The sequence below is a fragment of the Mesorhizobium sp. M0292 genome, assembly GCF_040321695.1.
In the GTDB taxonomy this organism is placed as follows: Bacteria; Pseudomonadota; Alphaproteobacteria; order Rhizobiales; family Rhizobiaceae; genus Mesorhizobium.
The window spans coordinates 109,809-127,881 of record NZ_JAMYSB010000013.1 but is presented as its reverse complement, the minus strand read 5'-3'; the positions used below and the strand labels follow the sequence as shown (position 1 = coordinate 127,881).

The 18,073-nt window shown below is 63.8% G+C and carries 13 protein-coding genes and 1 pseudogene; 7 read left to right on the top strand and 7 right to left on the bottom strand.

What is annotated here, in order from left to right:
• Positions 1–10: 10 nt before the first annotated feature.
• The 4 genes from ntrB to NKI96_RS20715 all read right to left on the bottom strand — a co-directional run bounded on the left by ntrB (position 11) and on the right by NKI96_RS20715 (position 4,504).
• On the bottom strand, positions 11–901 hold the full coding sequence (gene ntrB, locus NKI96_RS20730; RefSeq protein WP_023692255.1) for a nitrate ABC transporter permease: 891 nt from the start codon (positions 899–901) through the stop codon (positions 11–13).
• A gap of 92 nt (positions 902–993) precedes the next feature.
• Positions 994–2,322: a CmpA/NrtA family ABC transporter substrate-binding protein gene (locus NKI96_RS20725; protein ID WP_031197901.1), complete on the bottom strand. Its 1,329-nt coding sequence runs from the start codon at positions 2,320–2,322 to the stop codon at positions 994–996.
• Between the two features lie 338 nt (positions 2,323–2,660).
• Positions 2,661–3,899 (bottom strand): CmpA/NrtA family ABC transporter substrate-binding protein, encoded by a 1,239-nt coding sequence (locus NKI96_RS20720; RefSeq protein WP_031197900.1) that lies wholly within the window; start codon positions 3,897–3,899, stop codon positions 2,661–2,663.
• A 2-nt stretch (positions 3,900–3,901) separates the two neighbouring features.
• Positions 3,902–4,504, bottom strand: coding sequence for an ANTAR domain-containing response regulator (locus NKI96_RS20715; protein WP_023667842.1), 603 nt, complete (start codon positions 4,502–4,504; stop codon positions 3,902–3,904).
• A gap of 282 nt (positions 4,505–4,786) precedes the next feature.
• Between NKI96_RS20715 and NKI96_RS20710 the strand changes: the two genes are divergently transcribed.
• The gene (locus NKI96_RS20710; RefSeq protein ID WP_245260533.1) at positions 4,787–7,075 is read left to right on the top strand and encodes a mechanosensitive ion channel family protein; all 2,289 of its coding nucleotides are present in this window, start codon (positions 4,787–4,789) and stop codon (positions 7,073–7,075) included.
• Between the two features lie 175 nt (positions 7,076–7,250).
• On the opposite strand, the gene NKI96_RS20705 is transcribed toward NKI96_RS20710, so the two are convergent.
• The 3 genes from NKI96_RS20705 to NKI96_RS20695 all read right to left on the bottom strand — a co-directional run bounded on the left by NKI96_RS20705 (position 7,251) and on the right by NKI96_RS20695 (position 11,440).
• Positions 7,251–8,738, bottom strand: a complete 1,488-nt coding sequence (locus NKI96_RS20705; protein WP_352805853.1) for an aldehyde dehydrogenase — start codon at positions 8,736–8,738, stop codon at positions 7,251–7,253.
• Entirely contained in the window at positions 8,735–9,928 is a 1,194-nt protein-coding gene (locus NKI96_RS20700) for a cytochrome P450 (protein ID WP_352805851.1), read from the bottom strand. The genes NKI96_RS20705 and NKI96_RS20700 overlap by 4 nt, the downstream gene beginning before the upstream one ends.
• A gap of 63 nt (positions 9,929–9,991) precedes the next feature.
• Positions 9,992–11,440, bottom strand: coding sequence for an APC family permease (locus tag NKI96_RS20695; RefSeq protein WP_352805848.1), 1,449 nt, complete (start codon positions 11,438–11,440; stop codon positions 9,992–9,994).
• Positions 11,441–11,606: 166 nt separating this feature from the next.
• On the opposite strand from NKI96_RS20695, the pseudogene NKI96_RS20690 reads away from it, so the two are divergent.
• The 6 genes and pseudogenes from NKI96_RS20690 to NKI96_RS20665 form a co-directional block, all read left to right on the top strand.
• A pseudogene (locus NKI96_RS20690) lies at positions 11,607–12,245 on the top strand (IclR family transcriptional regulator); the annotation flags it as partial.
• A 132-nt stretch (positions 12,246–12,377) separates the two neighbouring features.
• Entirely contained in the window at positions 12,378–13,661 is a 1,284-nt protein-coding gene (locus NKI96_RS20685) for a Tm-1-like ATP-binding domain-containing protein (protein WP_352805895.1), read from the top strand.
• Complete coding sequence (locus NKI96_RS20680; RefSeq protein WP_352805845.1) at positions 13,658–14,320, top strand: HAD family hydrolase; 663 nt, start codon at positions 13,658–13,660, stop codon at positions 14,318–14,320. The genes NKI96_RS20685 and NKI96_RS20680 overlap by 4 nt, the downstream gene beginning before the upstream one ends.
• Positions 14,321–14,340: 20 nt before the next feature.
• On the top strand, positions 14,341–15,693 hold the full coding sequence (locus NKI96_RS20675) for an aminotransferase class III-fold pyridoxal phosphate-dependent enzyme (RefSeq protein ID WP_352805843.1): 1,353 nt from the start codon (positions 14,341–14,343) through the stop codon (positions 15,691–15,693).
• 30 nt (positions 15,694–15,723) lie between these two features.
• A complete protein-coding gene (locus NKI96_RS20670; protein ID WP_352805841.1) occupies positions 15,724–17,031 on the top strand; it encodes an aminotransferase class III-fold pyridoxal phosphate-dependent enzyme in 1,308 nt (435 codons plus the stop codon).
• Positions 17,028–18,059, top strand: coding sequence for a phosphotransferase enzyme family protein (locus NKI96_RS20665; protein WP_352805838.1), 1,032 nt, complete (start codon positions 17,028–17,030; stop codon positions 18,057–18,059). Before NKI96_RS20670 ends, NKI96_RS20665 begins: the two co-directional genes overlap by 4 nt.
• Positions 18,060–18,073 lie beyond the last annotated feature (14 nt).

Sequence of the window (18,073 nt, the reverse complement as noted above, 5' to 3'; positions counted from 1 at the left end):
GCCCTTCTCCTCACTTTGCCGTTGTGCCGCGGGTGACGAAAGAGCCGACTGCCGCGACCAGGCGGTCGAGGCAGAAGCCGGTGACGCCGATATAGGCGAGCGCGACGATGATGTCGGGCAGCCGCGACGAGTTCCAGGCGTCCCAGATGAAGAAGCCGATGCCGACGCCGCCGGTCAGCATTTCGGCGGCGACGATGGCGAGCCAGGACAGGCCGATGCCGATCCTTAAGCCGGTGAAGATGTAAGGTGCAGCCGCCGGAACCATGATCTTGACGAAAAATTCGAACTGGTTGAGCCGCAGGATGCGCGAGACGTTGCGGTAGTCTTCGGGAATGTTGCGCACGCCGACGGCGGTGTTGATGATGATCGGCCAGATCGAGGTGATGAAGATAACGAACAGCGCCGACGGGCTGGAATCGCGGAAAGCAGCCAGCGACAGCGGCAACCAGGCCAGCGGCGGCACGGTGCGCAGTATCTGGAACACCGGATCGAGGCCACGCATGGCCCAGATCGACTGGCCGACCAGGGCGCCGAGCGCGACGCCGACGATCGCCGCCAGGCCGAAGCCGATGGCGACGCGTTGCAGAGAGATCAGCACCCGCCACGCAAGGCCGATATCCTGCGGGCCGTTGTTGAAGAACGGATGCGCGATCAGATCATAAGCCTCGTTCCACACCTGGCTGGGCGGCGGCAGGCTGGCGGTCGGCGACGAGCAGGCGATCTGCCACACGACCAGCATGAAGGCGATAACGATGACCGGCGGCACCAGGGCGGTGGCCAGCCTGCCGGCGATCGCGATCGGGTCGAAGCGGCGCCGCGCTTTGGCGGTGAAAGCGATGACCGCGGCAGGCTTGGCGGGGAACGCCTTCACCGTGGTTTCCTCAATGGCTTGGATGGACATGTCTGACAATAACTCCGGGGTCGATGCGGGCGACAACGGCGAAGCGCCGTTGCGCTGGGGCGACAAACGGCGCAACGCGCCGTTTGCGCAGGTCAAGCCGATGCCTTGATCTTCAAGCTGTCGAGATAGGCCGACGGGTTGGCCGGGTCGAAAATCTTGCCGTCGAAGAGGGTCTCGACGCCGCGCGACGACGAGGCCGGAATATCGGCTGCGGCAACGCCGAGATCCTTCGCCGCCTCGCGCCAGATATCCTCGCGATTGACCTGATCGACCAGCGTCTTGATGTCGGTGGTCGGCCCGAATTTTCCCCAACGGATGTTTTCGGCGAGGAACCAGCTGTCGTGGCTCTTGTAGGGATAGGAAACGCCACCCTTCCAGAATTTCATGTAGAGGTCAGTGCCGGTGGCCACGCGGCCGTTGCCGTAGTTGATGTCGCCCTTGAGGCGGCCGATAATGTCGGCGACAGGCACGTTCATCCATTGCCGCTTGCCGATGATGGCGGCCATCTCGTCCTTGTTCTCCGTGGCCTCGCACCATTGCTGGGCCTCCATGACGGCCATCACGATCGCCTTGGTGGCGTTAGGGTATTTGTCGATGAATTCGGCGCGGAGGCCGAGCGCCTTTTCGGGATGACCCTTCCACAGTTCGCCGGTGGTGGCGGCGGTGAAACCAACGCCCTGGTGGACGAGCTGTTCGTTCCACGGTTCGCCAACGCAGAACACGTCCATGTTGCCGACTTTCATGTTGGCGACCATCTGCGGCGGCGGCACGACAATGGTCGAGACGTCCTTGTCGGGATCGATGCCGCCGGCGGCCAGCCAGTAACGGAGCCACAAATCATGGGTGCCGCCCGGGAACGTCATGGCGGCCTTGATTTCCTTGCCGGCCGCCTTCTTGGCGGCGAAGGCGTCCTTCAGCTTGGAGGCGTCGAGGCCGACACCGGTGCCGGCGTATTCCTGCGCAACCGAAATGCCCTGGCAGTCGTAGTTGAGCCGCGCCACGATAGCCATCGGCATCGGCTGGTTGTTCTGCGTCACCTTGCCGGTGTGCATGAGATAGGGCAGCGGCGTCAGGATGTGAGCGCCGTCGATGCCGTTGGCTTCGCCGCCGAGCATCAGATTGTCGCGCGTCGCGCCCCAGGAGGCCTGCTTGAGCACCTCGACGTCGGGCATGCCGAACTTGGCGAACAGCCCCTTCTCCTTGGCGATCATCAGCGGCGCCGCGTCGGTCAGCGCGATGAAGCCGAGCTTGGCGCCGGTGACCTCCGGAGCGGTCGTGGCGGCATAGGCGCCCGAGGGGAAGAGCTTGCGGGCCGCCACGAACAGGCCGGCCGTCATGGCGCTGCTGACAAGAAAATCGCGGCGCGTCACATCCTTGAGCGATGTTCCCGTCCCGATCCATTTCCCTATTTTTTCTTTCATCGTGATCTCCGGTTGAACGCTTCGTCGAGTGGCCCAAAACAAAAAAGCCGCCGTCCAGGCCTCGCGCGTCCGTACATCCGGGATCGCGTCGTTGACCTGAGCGGCAGCTTTGCCTGTGGCGCCCGCCATTGGACGCCTGTTCCGTGACCCGCGAAGGGCCTGGCTAATTCAAAGCAGGAACCGTGCCAGTTCTGAGTGAAACGAAAAACCTAAATGAAATCAACATTACGCGCCAGACGCCGGCACGCGAGGCGACATCGCAAGCAGGTCAAAGATTGTTCATTACAGCAATCGCACGCACATTTTTTGTGCAATGCACAAGAATGGCGCGAGAATGATCAGGCTTCCGCGCGAGCGGCTTTCTGGCGCGCTATATAGCCGTCGATCTCGTCGGGGTCGAAGGTCTGACCGTCGAAGAAGCCGTCTGGCCCAAGCACCAAGCCTGCCCCGGTCGCACCGACAGCCGTGGCGACCTTAAGCGCGCCCTCGACCTTCGCATTGGCGCCGGGAAGTGCAACGCCAAGCGGCTTTAGCGCCGAGCGGTAGAGGTCGGGACGGTAGCAGTCACGGGCGATAGCAAGGTTTTCCGGCGTGTGCTCGACATGCCCCCAGCGCACCATCTGCGTATAGAACCACAGCGCATGGCTCTTCCACGGAAAGTTCGCCGCCTTGTCGAAGGGCAGGAAGAAGTCGTCGACATCCAGTTCGGCGCCGCCGCCCAGTTCAAGATGGCCGGTCAGGATCGGCATCTGGACAGCTGGTGGCAGGCCGAGGAAGCCAGCTTGAGCCATCACACCAGCCAGTTCGGCGCGGTTGCCCGGATCCTGGCACCAGCGCGCCGAATGATGCAGCGCGCGCAGCAATGCTGCCAGCGGGACCGGGTTCTCCTGCGACCAGGCCTTGCGCACGCCGATCACCTTCTCCGGGCTGTTGCGCCACAGCAGCGCTTTGACCGTGACGATATGGCCGGTGCCGGCGGCGACCGAGGCGCTGTTCCAGGGCTCGCCGACGCAGTAGCCGTCGATCCGCCCGGCGGCCAGCGCATCGGCCATGAAGGGCGGCGGCACGATGACGATCTCGATCTCGCGCTCCGGATCGATGCCGCACCCGGCAAGCCAGTAGCGCAGTTCGTAATTATGCCCCGAATGCGGGTGCACCACGGCAAAGCGCAGCGGATCGCCGCCAGCCCCGGCGCGGTCGCGAATGAAGGCACCGAGGGCTGCGCCCGCGCGCGCGGGCTCGAGATCGGGTATGGCGCCGTGTGCCGCCATGCCTTCCCAGACGGCGTTGGAGATGGTGACGCAATTGCCGCCAAGCCCGAGCGAAAACGGCACGATGGTCTCGGAAGCAAGCGGCGTCAGCCCGAGATTGCAGGCGAGCGGCATCGGCCCCAGCATGTGCGCCAGGTGGAAATGGCCGATGGCGATGCGGTCGCGGATGTTGGCCCAGGAGGTCTCGCGGTGCAGTGTGAGATCGATGCCCTCGCGCGCGGCAAATCCAAGCTCACCCGCCGCAACCAGCACGGCACTGTCGAAGAGCGGCATGAAGCCGGCGGTGATCTGGTGCTCGGCGCTCATGCTCATTCGTCCTCCGACGGCCCGAGCAGCCCGGCGGCAGTCACCAGGCTCTGGGCAATGTCGCCGATCTTGCGGTTCTGGTTCATCGCCGTCTTGCGCAGCAGCGTGTAGGCGGCCTCTTCGGTCAGGCCGCGCGACTTCATCAGGATGCCCTTGGCACGGTCGATCACCTTGCGGCTCTCAAGCTCGCCTCGAACCTCTTCCAGCTCGCGCGCCATGCGCGAGAAAGCGTTGAAGCGGCTGACCGCCATGTCCAGGATCGGCTTGACGCGCTCTTGCCTGAGGCCGTCGACGACATAGGCCGAAACGCCGGCATCGACCGCCGCTTCGATCGATGCCTGGTCCGACCGGTCGACGAACATGGCGATCGGCCGCTTCACCGCACGCGACAGCTGGAACATGTTTTCCAGCATGTCGCGGTTCGGGTTTTCCAGGTCGATGACGATGACGTCCGGCTCGATCTCGGCGATGCGCCGCGCAATGCCGGTCACATCGTGGATGACGGTGACCCGCTCATGGCCGGCCTCGCGCAAACCTGCCTCGATGATCGCGGCGCGGATACGGTTTTCGTCGATGACCAGGACGGCGAGTGAGCTGCGGACCATGCGTGCATTGTGGGCAAGGTCGCAAAATTGTGCAATGCGGCATGGTCACAGGCTCCCGCCGCGGAGCAACCGACGACCGACAACGACCCGGTCTAGGTGGTCGGGACAAGGAACGCAGCGCAACGCTGGCGCTGGTGACGACAGCCTTGCCGGTCGCCTGGTGCCCTACCCAACGGTCTAGGTGCGATGAGACTTGCACCGCAACATCGGCTTGTTAAAGGTGGGGGCAACGACGGACATAGCTGTCCTTGCTCGCCGATCTGACCGGAAGGTTACCGCACGATGCTGCTCATGAAACGACGATTGGGAGCCAGCAAGCTGGCGCGCCCGGCACGGCGTCCCGGAGGCCTGACGACGATGTTTGCCCTGATTGCCGGGCCGCTCATCCTTGGCATCGCCCTCCTGCTGGCTGGCCCGGCACAGGCGCAGTCACCGGCCGCCGTCGCGCCCGACAAGGTCAAACAGCTGTTCGAGCTTCTCGACGATCCGTCGGTGAAGGCCTGGGTGGCCGAGCAACGAAATCCGGCCGCTGGTTCAACGGAAGCGCCTGCTGCGGCTAGCACTCCGCCGGCCGACGCCGCGGCCGCACCGGGCCAGATGAATACAATGGCATCCTCGACGCTCGATCGGATCAAGCATCACATCGAGAAAATCGTGCGAACCGTGCCCACACTGCCGGGCCAGTTCGCGCGCGTCCGGGCCCAGACAATGGACGATATGTCCAGCAAGGGCCCCGTCAGCGTATTGGTGCTGATTGCGATCTTTATCGCTGCCGGCCTGGCGCTCACCTGGGCAATATACAAGCTCACCCGTCCATTTCGTCTTTGGATCATCGCGCAACCCAGAGATACGCCCATCGGGCGGGCCAAGAAGATCGGCGGCCGCACGCTTTATTCCAGCATGATGATCGGCTCGTTCGCGCTGGGCAGCGCCGGTGCGTTCATGCTGTTCGACTGGCCAGCGCTCATCCGCGAGATTGTGCTGACATTTCTGATGGCTGCGGTCTTTACGTGGGCTGTGCGCCTATACGTGATGGCCACGCTCGTCCCTTCTTTCATGGAGGTCGAGCACGCCATCGAGGTTCGTGCCCTGCCGATCACCAACGGAGCTGCTGACCATTGGGCTTATTGGCTGCCCCGGATCGTCGGCGTTTTCGCCTTCTTCGCCGCCGCGTTTGTCCTCTTGCCGGGTCTCGGCATAGACCAGGACGGAATGATGGTCCTGTCCGTCGGCGCCGATTTCATCCTGCTGTTGCTCTTCCTGCTGGCCATTTGGCGTCGGCCAAGAACGCAGCGAGACCGCGCGCGCCACAGCGGTCACACGGCAGTGACATGGTTGTTGACGGTTTATTTCGTCGTTCTGTTCCTCGAACGCATTGCTGGCCTCTACACATTCTTCTGGTTTACCTTCGCCTCTTTCTTTCTGCCCCTGGCCATCGTGTTGACGGAGCGCGGGGTTAATTTCGTCCTGCGGCCCGGTTCGGAAGATGCGGGCCGGCCGACGATCCCGGCGGTGACGATCGCTGTCATCGATCGCGGTATCCGGATGATTTTCATCCTCGCGGCGGCTTACCTTCTCGCACGCGTACTGGGCCTGGACATGCAATCCATGCGCGGCAGCGATACGACCACCATGCTCATATTGCGCGGCTTGATCAACGTCGTGGTCATTGCCCTTGCTGCCGATTTCGGCTGGTCGATCATCAAAGCCTTGATCGAACGAAAGCTGGGCGTCGCGATACCGCAAGCGGTGGTGAGCGAAGAAGACATCCTCACCCTCGATCCGCATCAGGCGCGGCTGCACACGCTGTTGCCGATCATCCAGAACATTCTGCTAGCAGTGATCATCGTGATGGCGGTGCTGATGATGCTCGCTTCGATCGGCATCCAGATCGGCCCGCTGATCGCCGGCGCCGGCGTCGTCGGCGTCGCCGTGGGTTTTGGCGCGCAAACCATCGTCAAGGACGTGATCTCTGGCGTGTTTTATCTGCTCGACGATGCTTTCCGTGTCGGCGAATACATTTCATCGGGCAGCTACAGGGGTACGGTGGAGAGCTTTTCGCTGCGCTCGGTGAAGCTGCGCCACCATCGTGGTCCGCTGTTCACGATACCTTTCGGCGAACTCGGCGCCGTGCAGAACCAGAGCCGTGACTGGGTCACCGACAAATTCAACATCACCGTTGGCTATGACACCGATATCGACTTTGCTCGCAAACTGATCAAGCGAATTGGCCTGGAACTGGCGGAAGATCCGGAGTTCAAACACTGGGTGATCGAACCGATCAAGATGCAGGGGGTGCAGGAGTTCGGCGAGTACGGCATCGTCTTGAGGGTCAAGGTCACGACCAGACCTGGAGGCGCCTTCAGCATGAAAGGCAGGTTCTTTTTGCGCCTCCGCCAGGCCTTCAAGGAGCAGGGCATCGAGCTCCCATTCCCGACCGTCCACGTCCAGGGGCTGCAAGACCCGCATGGGACAGAGAATGCGCCTTTGGAGGTCACACCTGAATTACGAATGGCCGTCGCCCAGTCGCACACCAATCGGCGCAGAAAAAAAGCCGGCACAACGGAGTAGGACGCTGTGATACCCGCCGGTCGCAACACGGCTTTCCGCGCAAAGCCTGGACCCGCGACACCACGCTAGTCGAGCTGCCGATAGCGACGACCTGATCGCCGCCAATCAGCACCAGCGTGGCGTTCTGAGGCCAAGCTTGACGAAAAGAGCAGATATGCTGGCCTTTCCGCGAGGCTCAGAGCGCAATCCAGGCGGTCTTGAGGTCGACAAATTTCTCCAGCGCATGCAGCGACTTGTCACGGCCGGAACCGGACTGCTTGACGCCGCCAAGCGGCACGGTGATATCGGCTCCGCCATAGGTGTTGACGTGGACGACACCGGCGTTGATGGCGCGCACCATGCGATGGGCCGTGGAAAGATTGGCGGTCCACACCGCCGAGGCAAGTCCGTAGACAGTGGAGTTGGCCAGATGCACCGCCTCCTCCTCGGTCTCGAAGCGCATCACGCCGAGCACCGGTCCGAACACCTCCTCGCGCGCCAACTGCATCTCTTGCGTCACGTTCTCGAAGATCGTCGGCGCCATGTAGCTGCCGCCGGTCTCGGTCAGTATCCGTTCGCCACCGGCGACGAGACGGGCGCCTTCGGCTTGCGCCATGGCGACGAAGCCGAGATTCTTGTCCAGCTGTTCGGCGCTCGATACCGCACCGATATCGCTGGCGAGATCGAGCGGGTCGCCGACCTTGAGCCGCGTGGTTGCCGAGACAAGTTCGTCCATGAAAAGATCATAGACCGACGACTGGACGAGCAGACGCGAGCCCGCCACGCAGACCTGGCCTGAATTGCGAAAGACGCCGTTGGCCGAGACGACCGCCGCCTGCTTCAGGTCCGGAGCGTCGGCAAAGACGATGTTGGGCGACTTGCCGCCAAGCTCGAGGAAGACCCGCTTCAAATTGGAACGGGCGGAGTATTCGAGCAGCCGCCGGCCGACCGGCCCCGATCCGGTAAAGGCGATGGCGTCGACATCCATATGGAGGCCAAGCGCTTCGCCGGCGACAGCACCATGACCGGTAACGACGTTGAACACGCCTTCGGGAAGTCCAGCCTCGCTTGCGAGTTCGGCCAGCCGCAGCAAGGTCAGCGAGGCGATCTCCGGCGGCTTGACGACGACGCTGTTGCCGGTGGCCAGTGCGGGCGCAATCTTCCAGGCACCGATCATCAGCGGGAAGTTCCACGGCACGATGACGCCGACGACACCGAGTGGCTCCCTGTGGATCAGCCCGAGCACATTGTCGGCCGTCGGCGCGATCTCGCCATAGACCTTGTCGATCGCCTCGGCGTAGTAGCGGATGGTGCCGGCCGCCGACAGCGGCTCGGCCTTGTAGGCCATGCCGATCTCGGTGCCGTTGTCGCGCACGCCAAGCACGGCCAGCTCATCGACATGTTTTTCGATCAGCTCGGCAAATTTCGTCAGCACCTTCTTGCGAAAGGCAGGGGCGGCGCGCGACCATGAACCCTTCTCGAATGCTTTTCGCGCCGATCGGACCGCGCGATCGATGTCGGCGGCATTGCCGTCAGCGATGCTGGCAAAAGGGCGGCCGTCGATCGGCGAAATCACCGCCAGCGTCGCGCCGCTCGTCGCTGCGGCCTGTACGCCGTCGATAAACAAGCCCCGCTCGCCGATCTCCGTCTTGCGCAGCGCGTCGATGGCATTCTGGCTGATCATTGGTGGCGGACTCCCAGGGAAACATACAACGTGGTTGGCGCGCGGAATTCCCAGCCGCGAAACACCGGCACCTTGCCTGGCACCAAGCTGAGATCGGGGAAGCGCAGGAGCAGCAGCCTTAACGCAAGGCACATCTGCTCGCGCGCGAAAAACCGGCCCGAACAGAAATGATGACCAAAGCCGAAGGCGGCATGATTGCCTTCCCCGCGGTTGATGTCGAAGCGGTCTGGATCGGCAAAGCGGCTCTCGTCGCGGCTTGCCGAGGAGACAAGTGCAGCGACCGCGGCGCCGGCAGGGATCGTTACGCCGCCAAGCTCGACCGCCCGCGTCGTCTGCCGCGTCTGGGTGCCGATCGGCGCCACCCAGCGCAAGCCTTCATCGACAGCCCTGGGCACAAAGGTCTCGGGATCGGCGAGCACCTGCCGCAATTGTTCGGGATGCGCAAGCAGGCCGGCGAGGATCGAACCGGCACCATGTCCGGGCTCCTGCATGCCGCCAAGCAGGATGACCTTGATGCTTGGCATCAAGAAATCGATCGGCCGCGTCGTGCCTTCCGGCATGCCGTCATGCAGCATATGCGACAGCGCCGAGTCGTCGGGTGCGCGCGCCAGTCTATCCAGAGTCGGCCGGATGGCTGCGCCGACCTCGGCGCTGATCGCGTCGGCGATCTCTTGCCGCCTCGGGTCGTTCTCGAAATTGATGGCGCCCTGCGCAAGGCCATAGAACCAGCGGCGCAGCGTCGGCATGTCGATGTCGGCAAGGCCAAGCGAGCGCGCCAGGCTGAGCGTCGACACCGGCTCGAAATAATCCGCCATCAGCTCGGCGGAGCCTTGTTCGGCGATCCGGTCGAGAAAAGGTTCGGCAATCGACCGTACGAGATCGCCGGCATAGGCGGCGACGGTGCGCGGCCGGTATTTCGGATCGACGCCTTGGCGCAGCTGTCTATGCGTTTCGCCGTCGGTGGTCAGGATGGTCGGCTTGCCGAACGAGCGTTCGACCGGAGACGTACCGACGACGGCGGAGAAGATGTCGGGTGACTTTGCGACGGTCTCGACGTCCTTCCAGCGGGTGACGAACCAGAGATTGACCGCCGGCACGAAAGCGACAGGCGCACTGCGCCGCAGTTCCGCATAGATCGGATACGGATCGGCTTCCAGCGCCTCAACGGTGATGCTCTCGGCAAAGCTCAACGCCGTTACTCCCTTGCGATGGAAAGGGGCGGCGCCGAACGCGCTACCCCCTTGTCCTTTGTCCTAGTCCTTCAGCGGCACGCCGAGATTTTCGAAGGCAACCGGATCCCGGCTCTTCAACGCACCGGCAAGCAGCAGGCCGACCACCGCGGCAATCAGCACCAGCCCCGGCAGCAACACGCCAAGGAAGCCACCGGCCCCGGACAGGCCACCGAAATTAATGACGATCAGGTAGATGATGACGACGAAAGCGATGAAGGCCAGCCCAGGCAGGATGGTGGTCTTCAGCGCATTCTCCTGCGTCGACGGGTTGACGCGGAAGTACATCACCACGGCGAGCGAGGCCACCGCCATCATGACGATGACTCCCAGCGTCGCGACATTGGTCAGCCAGGAAAACAGCGCCAGAACCGGATCGAGGCCGAGTATCGCGAACAGTCCGATGACGATCGCTGCCAACACGCTCTGGATGACGGAAGCGACATGCGGGCTCTGGTGCACTGAATGCGTCACGCCGATCGCTTCAGGCAACAGCTTCTCGCGGCCCGAGACGTAGATGTAGCGGGCAACCGCGTTGTGGAACGCCAGCACGCCGGCAAACAGGCTCGACACGAACAGGATGCCCATGGCGTGCGACAGCATGGTTCCGGCGTAGCGGTCGGACAGGCCGAACAGGAAAGTCGTCGGATCCTGAAGCGCCTGCAGTGCCGGCAACAATTTGTCGACGCCGGCGCCGACCGCCATCAGCCAGGCCGTGACCATGTAGAAGACGCCGATCAGCAACACTGAGAAATAGGTGGCGCGCGGAATCGTCACCTTGGGGTCGCGGGCTTCCTCGGCGTAGATCGTCGTCGCCTCGAAACCAATGAAGGCGGCGAAACAGAACAGGATGGCGATGGCGGGCGAGCCGCTGACGATCTGGCTCCAGCTGAACGGCGCCGCCGAGAGGCCGCTGTCGCCACCGGTCTTGAGGATGGCGAGGTCTAACACCAGCACCACGATGTATTCGCACAGCACCAGCACCGTCAAGATCTTGGCCGAGAGGTCGACCTGGCGGTAGCCCAACACCGCGACGATGGCGACGGCGATGAAGCTCCACACCCACCAGGGCAGGTCGATGCCCCAGCCGGCGAACAGGCCGGCGGTCGCGGCCCCCAGCAGGCCCATGACCCCGATCTGCATGGTGTTGTAGGACAGGATCGCGATGATTGCGGTTGCGCCGCCGGCAAAACCGCCCAGCCCGCGCGCGGCGTAGGCATAGAAGGCGCCGGCATTGCCGACATGGCGCGACATGGCGACGTAGCCGACCGCAAACAGCAGCAGCAACACGGTCACGATAAGATAGGTGCCGGCAAAGCCCGCCCCATTGCCCATAAGCATGCCGAGCGGCGTGCCGCCGGCGACCGCGGTGAGCGGCGCCGCCGCCGAAATCACCATGAAGGTGATAGCGCCGACGCCAAGACTGTTCTTGCGCAGCCTGTTGGCGGGCGCCTGTTCCGAAACTGCTGACATTTGTCCCTCCAGTCTTACGAACCCCTGGGTTCGCGGCCGCTCGGCCTGTTCCCTAAATGCCATCGGTTCATTATTTGAACCATTATTTTGAATATAGACTTGCAAAGAATGCGGATGCCTGTCAAGTTAATTCACACATTAAGTTTCTATCCGAGCGGGAGGCTGGATGGGTACGGTCGGCAAGGCGATTTCACTTCTGGAGCTGTTCACGGCGGACGAGCCCGAGCTCGGACTTTCCGATCTCGCGCGGCGGTGCGCCTTGGACAAGGCGACGACGCGGCGGCTGCTGATGGCGCTGGGCGGCCATGGCTTCGTCGAGCAGGATGCCGGCACGCGGCACTATCGCCTCGGCGCCGGCCTGTCGCGGCTGGCGCGTATCCGCGAAGCCTGCTTCCCGTTCCTGCAAACGGCAATTCCCGTGGCGCAGGATCTGGCGGGTTCGACAACCGAGACGGTGCATCTGTCGGAATTCGGCGTCGACAGGCTGATCACCGTCCATGTCGAGCATTCAAGCTGGGCAAACCGGGTGAACATCGATGTCGGCCAGCTTCTGCCGCTGCATTCCACCGCCTCCGGCATCGCCTATCTCGCCTTCGCCGACAACGCGACCGTGAAAGCATGCCTGACAGGTTCGCTTGAGGCCTTTACCGATCATACCCTCGTCGAGCCGGCCGCCATTTCAAAGTCGATCGGCGAGGCGCGCGACCGCGGCTATTCGATCTGCGACCAGGGCCATGAGGACGGCGTGATCGGCGTCGCGGCTGCAATCCGCGCCGCCAACGGACTTGCGCTGGGGACAATTGCGGTGGCAGCCCCGAAGGCCAGGACGACACCGGCTGCGATCGTGGAACGAGGGCTTGCGGTTGTGACCGCGGCACGGGGAGATTTCGATGCGCCTCAATGGCGAAAACCTGCAAACGCTGAGGAGGCAGGCCTGATGTCTGCAGATATGGCGACGCCCCGCATCCTGGTCATCGGCACGGGCGACACCAAGACCGAGGAACTGCTGTTCATGAAAGCGTGTATCGAGGCATCCGGTGGCCGCGCCGTGATGATGGATGTCAGCGTGCTAGGCGCCCCCGCCTATAGTCCCGATCACGACAAGCATGCCGTTGCGCGGGCCGCTGGCGTGACGATGGCCGAAATCGTCTCGAGCGGCGATGAAAACACCGCCATGACATTGATGGCAGTCGGCGCCGTTCAGCTGGTGCGCCAGCTTCACCAGCGCGGCGAGATCGACGCCTTCATCGCCATCGGTGGTTCGATGGGAACCGATTTGGCGCTCGATGTCGCGCTGTGCCTGCCGCTCGGCGTGCCGAAATTCGTCGTCTCGACCATCGCCTACTCGCATCTCATTCCGCCCGAGCGTGTCGCGCCCGACCTGATGATGATCCTGTGGGCAGGCGGGCTCTACGGCCTCAACACCATCTGCAAGCTGGTCCTTTCCCAGGCCTGCGGCGCGGTGGTCGGTGCGGCGAGGATCGTGCTTGCATCCCGTGCTTCGGCCCCGGCGGTCGGACCGACCATCGGCATGACTTCGCTGGGCAGCAGTTGCCTGCGCTATATGAAGACGCTGAAGCCGGCGTTGGAGCAGCGCGGCTATGACGTCGCAGTCTTTCACACCACCGGGATGGGGGGCCGGGCCTTCGAATCGATCGCCAGCCAGGACCATTTCTGCGCGGTGTTCGACTTCAGCCTGCAGGAGATCACCAATCATCTTGCCGGTTCGGTCGTCAGCTCCGGCGCCGACCGGCTCGAGAATGCCGGCGCCCGCGGCATTCCGCAGATCGCAGCCCCTGGCGCCGTGGACATGGTCGATTTCCCGACCTGGCAGGCGCTGCCGACAAAGTTCGCGCAGCGGCCATTCCATGCTCATAACAGGTTGATCGGCTCGATCACCGTCGATGCCGCCGACCGCCGTGAAGTCGCCAGGACCATCGCCGCCAAGCTCGGTGCGTCGAAGGGGCGCTCCGCTTTCATCCTGCCCTCCGGCGGCATCCAGGAATGGGATGCGCAGGGCGAGCCGCTGTACGAACCCGAAGCCCTCGCGGCGTTCACCGATGAGATGCGCAAGGCCATTCCCGCCGGCGTCGAGTTCCACGAGATCGACGCCCACATCAACAGCGACGAGTTCGTCGGCAAGGCGCTCGAAATCTTCGACCGCTGGGTCGAGGAAGGCATCATCCCGCGCGGCATGCCGGCCAAGGGAGTGGCTGCGTGAGCGCTGTTCCTGCCCAGGCGCTCGTCCTCGATTTCGGCGGCGTCGTCACCCGGACCCTTTTCGAGACCCATGCCTTGACCGAACAGGCGCTCGGCCTCGCGCCGGGAACGCTGCAATGGCACGGGCCGTTCGACCCGGATTCAGATCCGGTGTGGCGCTCCATGCAGGCCAACGAGATCAGCGAGCGCGATTATTGGCGCACCCGCACCAGCGAAGTCGGCCGGCTCGTCGGCGAGGACTGGGAGGCAATGGAGACATTCGTCCAGCGCGCACGCGGAGCCGAGCCGGAAAAGATCGTGCGGCCCGAAGCCGTCCGCGCCATCCGGACCGTGCATGCGGCGGGATTTCGCCTGGCGATCCTGTCCAACGAGCTAGATCTGTTCTATGGCGCCGGCTTCCGTCAGCGGCTGCCGCTGCTCGAGCTGTTCGACACCATCGTCGACGCCACCTATACCCGCATCCTCAAGCCCGATCCGCGCGCCTATGCCTTGGTGACCGAGGCGCTTGGCCTGCCTGCCCGCGCCTGTGTGTTCGTTGACGACCAGCAGCGCAATGTCGATGGCGGCCGTGCCGCCGGCATGCGCACCGTTCATTTCGACGTCGCGCGGCCGGCACTTTCCTATGCCGAGGCCCTCGGCCATTTCGACCTCATCTCCTGAGACATTTGCGGAGCCTTGCGATGCGCGACATCAATTTCCTCACCGAGAAAAACGCCAAGCCGATCTGGCATCCGATGGCACACCCGGCCGAGATGCGGGCCAACCCGCCAAAGGTGATCATGAAAGGCGAAGGCGTGATGGTCACCGACATCGACGGCAACACCGTGCTCGATGCGGTTGGCGGACTGTGGAACGTCAATCTCGGCTACTCCTGCGACCCGATCAAGAAGGCCATCGCCGACCAGCTCAGCGCCCTGCCCTACTATTCCGGGTTTCGCGGCACGTCGACCGGCCCGTCGATCGAGCTCGCTTACGAACTCAGCGAATGGTTCGAACCGGAAGGCATGGTGCGGACCTTCTTCACCTCTGGCGGCTCGGATTCGGTCGAAACCGCACTGCGGCTCGCCCGCCAATACTGGAAGATCCGCGGCCAGGGCGACCGGACAAAATTCCTCGCGCTGAAGAAGGGCTATCACGGCACACATTTCGGCGGCGCGTCGGTTAACGGCAACGCCAATTTCCGCCGCAACTATGAGCCGCTTATGCCCGGCGTCTTCCACATTCCCGCACCCTGGACCTTCCGCAATCCGTTCGACGAGACCGATCCGGCGCGGCTGGCCAAACTGTGCGCCAAAGCGCTGGAGGACGAGATCGCCTTCCAGGGCGGCGACACCATTGCCGCCTTCATCATGGAGCCGGTTCTCGGCGCCGGAGGCGTCATCGTTCCGCATGACAGCTTCATGCCGCTGGTGCGCGAGATATGCGACCGCCACGAAATCCTGCTGATCGCCGACGAGGTGGTCACGGGCTTCGGTCGCACCGGCGCCTGGTCGGGTTCGCGGCTATCCGGCGTGAAGCCGGATTTCATGACCATCGCCAAGGCGATCACCTCGGGCTATTTCCCGCTCGGCGCCACCATGATCGGCGCCAAGGTCGCCGACGTCTTCGAGGCCGACAAGACCAGCTTCGGGGCGATCGGTCATGGCTATACCTATTCCGGCCATCCTGTCGGCTGCGCGGCAGGGCTGGCTGCACTTGCCGAGACCAAACGGCTTCGCCTGGACGAGAACGCAGCCGCGCGCGGCATCGAGCTCGCGGCGACGCTGGAGGGGCTAAAAGCCAAGCACGCGATCGTCGGCGACATCAGGTACAAGGGCCTGATGGCTGCGCTAGAGCTGGTCTCCGATCGCACGACGAAAAAGCCGGTGGACAAGAAGACCATGGCCGTGGTTTCGGAAGCCACTTATGACGCCGGCGTCATGCTGCGCGTGTCCGGCAACAACATCATCCTGTCGCCGCCGCTGATCATCGGCGCCGCCGACGCGGCAAAGATCGGCGAGGCCATCGATGCAGGTCTGTCGAGGGCCTGGTAGACCCGCTGACGCAATGGAGTTTGGTACGCAATGACCCAATCTGAGAAGAACCCGAGCGAGGAAGCGCTCGTCAAGCGGCGTGCCCGCCTGCTCGGCGCGAAATCGCAATTGTTCTACGACGAGCCCGTGCACCTGGTGCGCGGCGAAGGCGTCTGGCTCTACGATGCCGACGGCCGCAAGTATCTCGATGCCTACAACAACGTCGCCCATGTCGGCCATTGCCACCCGCATGTGGTCGAGGCCTTGTGCCGTCAGGCAAGCCTGCTCAACACCCACACACGCTATCTGCACACCGCAATTCTCGACTATGTCGAGCGGCTGACGGCGACCTTCAATGCAAGCCTCGCCACCGCAATCCTGACCTGCACCGGCAGCGAGGCCAACGACATCGCGCTGCGCATGGCGCAGGCCGCCTCCGGCAATATGGGCATCATCGCCACCGACGCCACCTATCATGGCAACACGACGGCGGTTTCGCAGCTGAGCACGCGCATGCCTCCGATCCGCGGCCGCGCCCCCCATGTCAGGCTGGTGCCGGCCCCCGACAGCTATCGCCATCCCGATGCGATGGCCAATGGCAAGGCCTTCGGCGACGCCGTGCGTCAAGCGATCGCCTCGCTGGCACAGGACGGCATTGGCCTGTCTGGCATCATCTTGTGTCCGCTGCTCGCCAATGAAGGTTTCCCGGCTCTGCCCACCGGATTTTTCGACGACGCCTTGGGGGCCGTGCGCGAAGCCGGTGGTCTGGTCATCGCCGACGAAGTGCAGCCCGGCTTCGGCCGCACCGGCAGCCATTTCTGGGGCCATCAGCGCGCCGGCTTCGTCCCCGACATCGTCACCATGGGCAAGCCGATGGGCAATGGCCATCCGATCGCGGCCGTGGTCACCACCAAGGAGATACTGGCGACCTTCCGCGACGCTTTCCGCTACTTCAACACCTTTGGCGGCAACCCGGTCTCCTGCGCAGTCGCCAATGCCGTCCTCGACGTCATCGAACAGGAAAACCTTGTCGCCAACGCGCAAGACGTCGGTGCCTGTGCGCTTGGCCTGCTGCGCCCGCTGGCCGATCGGCATGAGTGCATCGGCGAGGTCAGGGGGGCCGGACTGTTCTTCGGCGCCGAGCTGGTCCACGACCGCGACACGCGCGAACCGGCGCCCGACATTGCCGAGCAGGTCGCCAATCGCATGCGCCATCGCGGCGTGCTGATGGGCAAGACCGGCATCCATGGCAATGTGCTCAAGATCCGCCCGCCCATGCCGTTCTCGCGCGACAATGCCGACTTCCTGATCGGCCTGCTGGACGAGGTGCTGGGCGAAGTCGGCGGAGTGCCGGCGTGAATTCTGTTTCCACCCAATCCCAACCCGAAACGGCAGCCGATGTCACGGAGCTTGCCAGGCGTGCGCTCGAACATTGGGGCGTCCGCAACTCTGAGCCGGAACTTCTGAAGCACCGCGAGAACGCCGTCTTCCGCGTGCGGCTGCCGGATGGCCAGCCGGCAGCCATGCGCATCCACCGGCTCGGCTACCACACGGACGCCGCGCTGCGTTCGGAACTGCAATGGATGGGCTTCCTGCAATCCGCCGGCGTCGCCACGCCGTCTTGCGTCGCAACACAGGCCGGCGATCCGTTCGTGCTTGTCAGAACGGCCACCTCGGCGCAGCCCCGGCAGGCCGATTGCCTGAGCTGGCTGGAGGGCCGCGCCGTGGGCGCACGCGGCGTGCCACTGGCCTACACGGCCGACCAGTCGATCCAGATCTTCACGGCGATCGGGCGGACCATCGCCCATATGCACAATGTCACTGCCTCGTGGACGCCGCCCGCGGGCTTCGCCCGCCATGCCTGGGACTTCGACGGCTTCTTCGGTGCGAACCCGGTCTGGGGCCGGTTCGAGACCTCGCCCTTTCTCGATGGTCCTCGCCGCGCGCTGGTCTTGCAGGCGCGCGACAAGGCAGTGAAGGCGCTGTCGGAACATGAGCGCAGCGCGCGCAATTTCGGCATCATCCACGCCGATCTGGTGCGCGAAAATGTGCTCATCCATGACAGCGCGGTGCGCATCATCGATTTCGATGATTGCGGCCATGGCTGGCACATGTACGACCTTGCCGTCGCCCTCTACCAGAACCGCGAGGAGGCGATCTACCCGCTGATCGAAACCGCTTTGCTTGACGGCTACCAGGAAGAGCGTGCGCTGATCCCGCAGGACATCGCCGCATTGCCTCTATTCGCCGCGTTGCGTGCCTTCGCCTTTCTTGGCTGGGTGCAAAGCCGCGTCGAAGGCGACATCACCAGGGATGTCGGCTTGCGCATGTCGACCATCGCAGCCGATGTGGTGATTGACTACTTGCGCGGCGAACAGCCCAACTGACGAGCCGATGAGAG

Bases quoted from the DNA above. Each gene is read 5' to 3' on its own strand.
- NKI96_RS20720 (WP_031197900.1), bottom strand. From the start codon at position 3,899: ATGAGCGCCGAGCACCAGATCACCGCCGGCTTCATGCCGCTCTTCGAC.
- ntrB (WP_023692255.1), bottom strand. From the start codon at position 901: ATGTCCATCCAAGCCATTGAGGAAACCACGGTGAAGGCGTTCCCCGCC.
- NKI96_RS20695 (WP_352805848.1), bottom strand. From the start codon at position 11,440: ATGTCAGCAGTTTCGGAACAGGCGCCCGCCAACAGGCTGCGCAAGAAC.
- NKI96_RS20715 (WP_023667842.1), bottom strand. From the start codon at position 4,504: ATGGTCCGCAGCTCACTCGCCGTCCTGGTCATCGACGAAAACCGTATC.
- NKI96_RS20725 (WP_031197901.1), bottom strand. From the start codon at position 2,322: ATGAAAGAAAAAATAGGGAAATGGATCGGGACGGGAACATCGCTCAAG.
- NKI96_RS20670 (WP_352805841.1), top strand. From the start codon at position 15,724: ATGACCCAATCTGAGAAGAACCCGAGCGAGGAAGCGCTCGTCAAGCGG.
- NKI96_RS20675 (WP_352805843.1), top strand. From the start codon at position 14,341: ATGCGCGACATCAATTTCCTCACCGAGAAAAACGCCAAGCCGATCTGG.
- NKI96_RS20705 (WP_352805853.1), bottom strand. From the start codon at position 8,738: ATGATCAGCCAGAATGCCATCGACGCGCTGCGCAAGACGGAGATCGGC.
- NKI96_RS20685 (WP_352805895.1), top strand. From the start codon at position 12,378: ATGTCTGCAGATATGGCGACGCCCCGCATCCTGGTCATCGGCACGGGC.
- NKI96_RS20710 (WP_245260533.1), top strand. From the start codon at position 4,787: ATGCTGCTCATGAAACGACGATTGGGAGCCAGCAAGCTGGCGCGCCCG.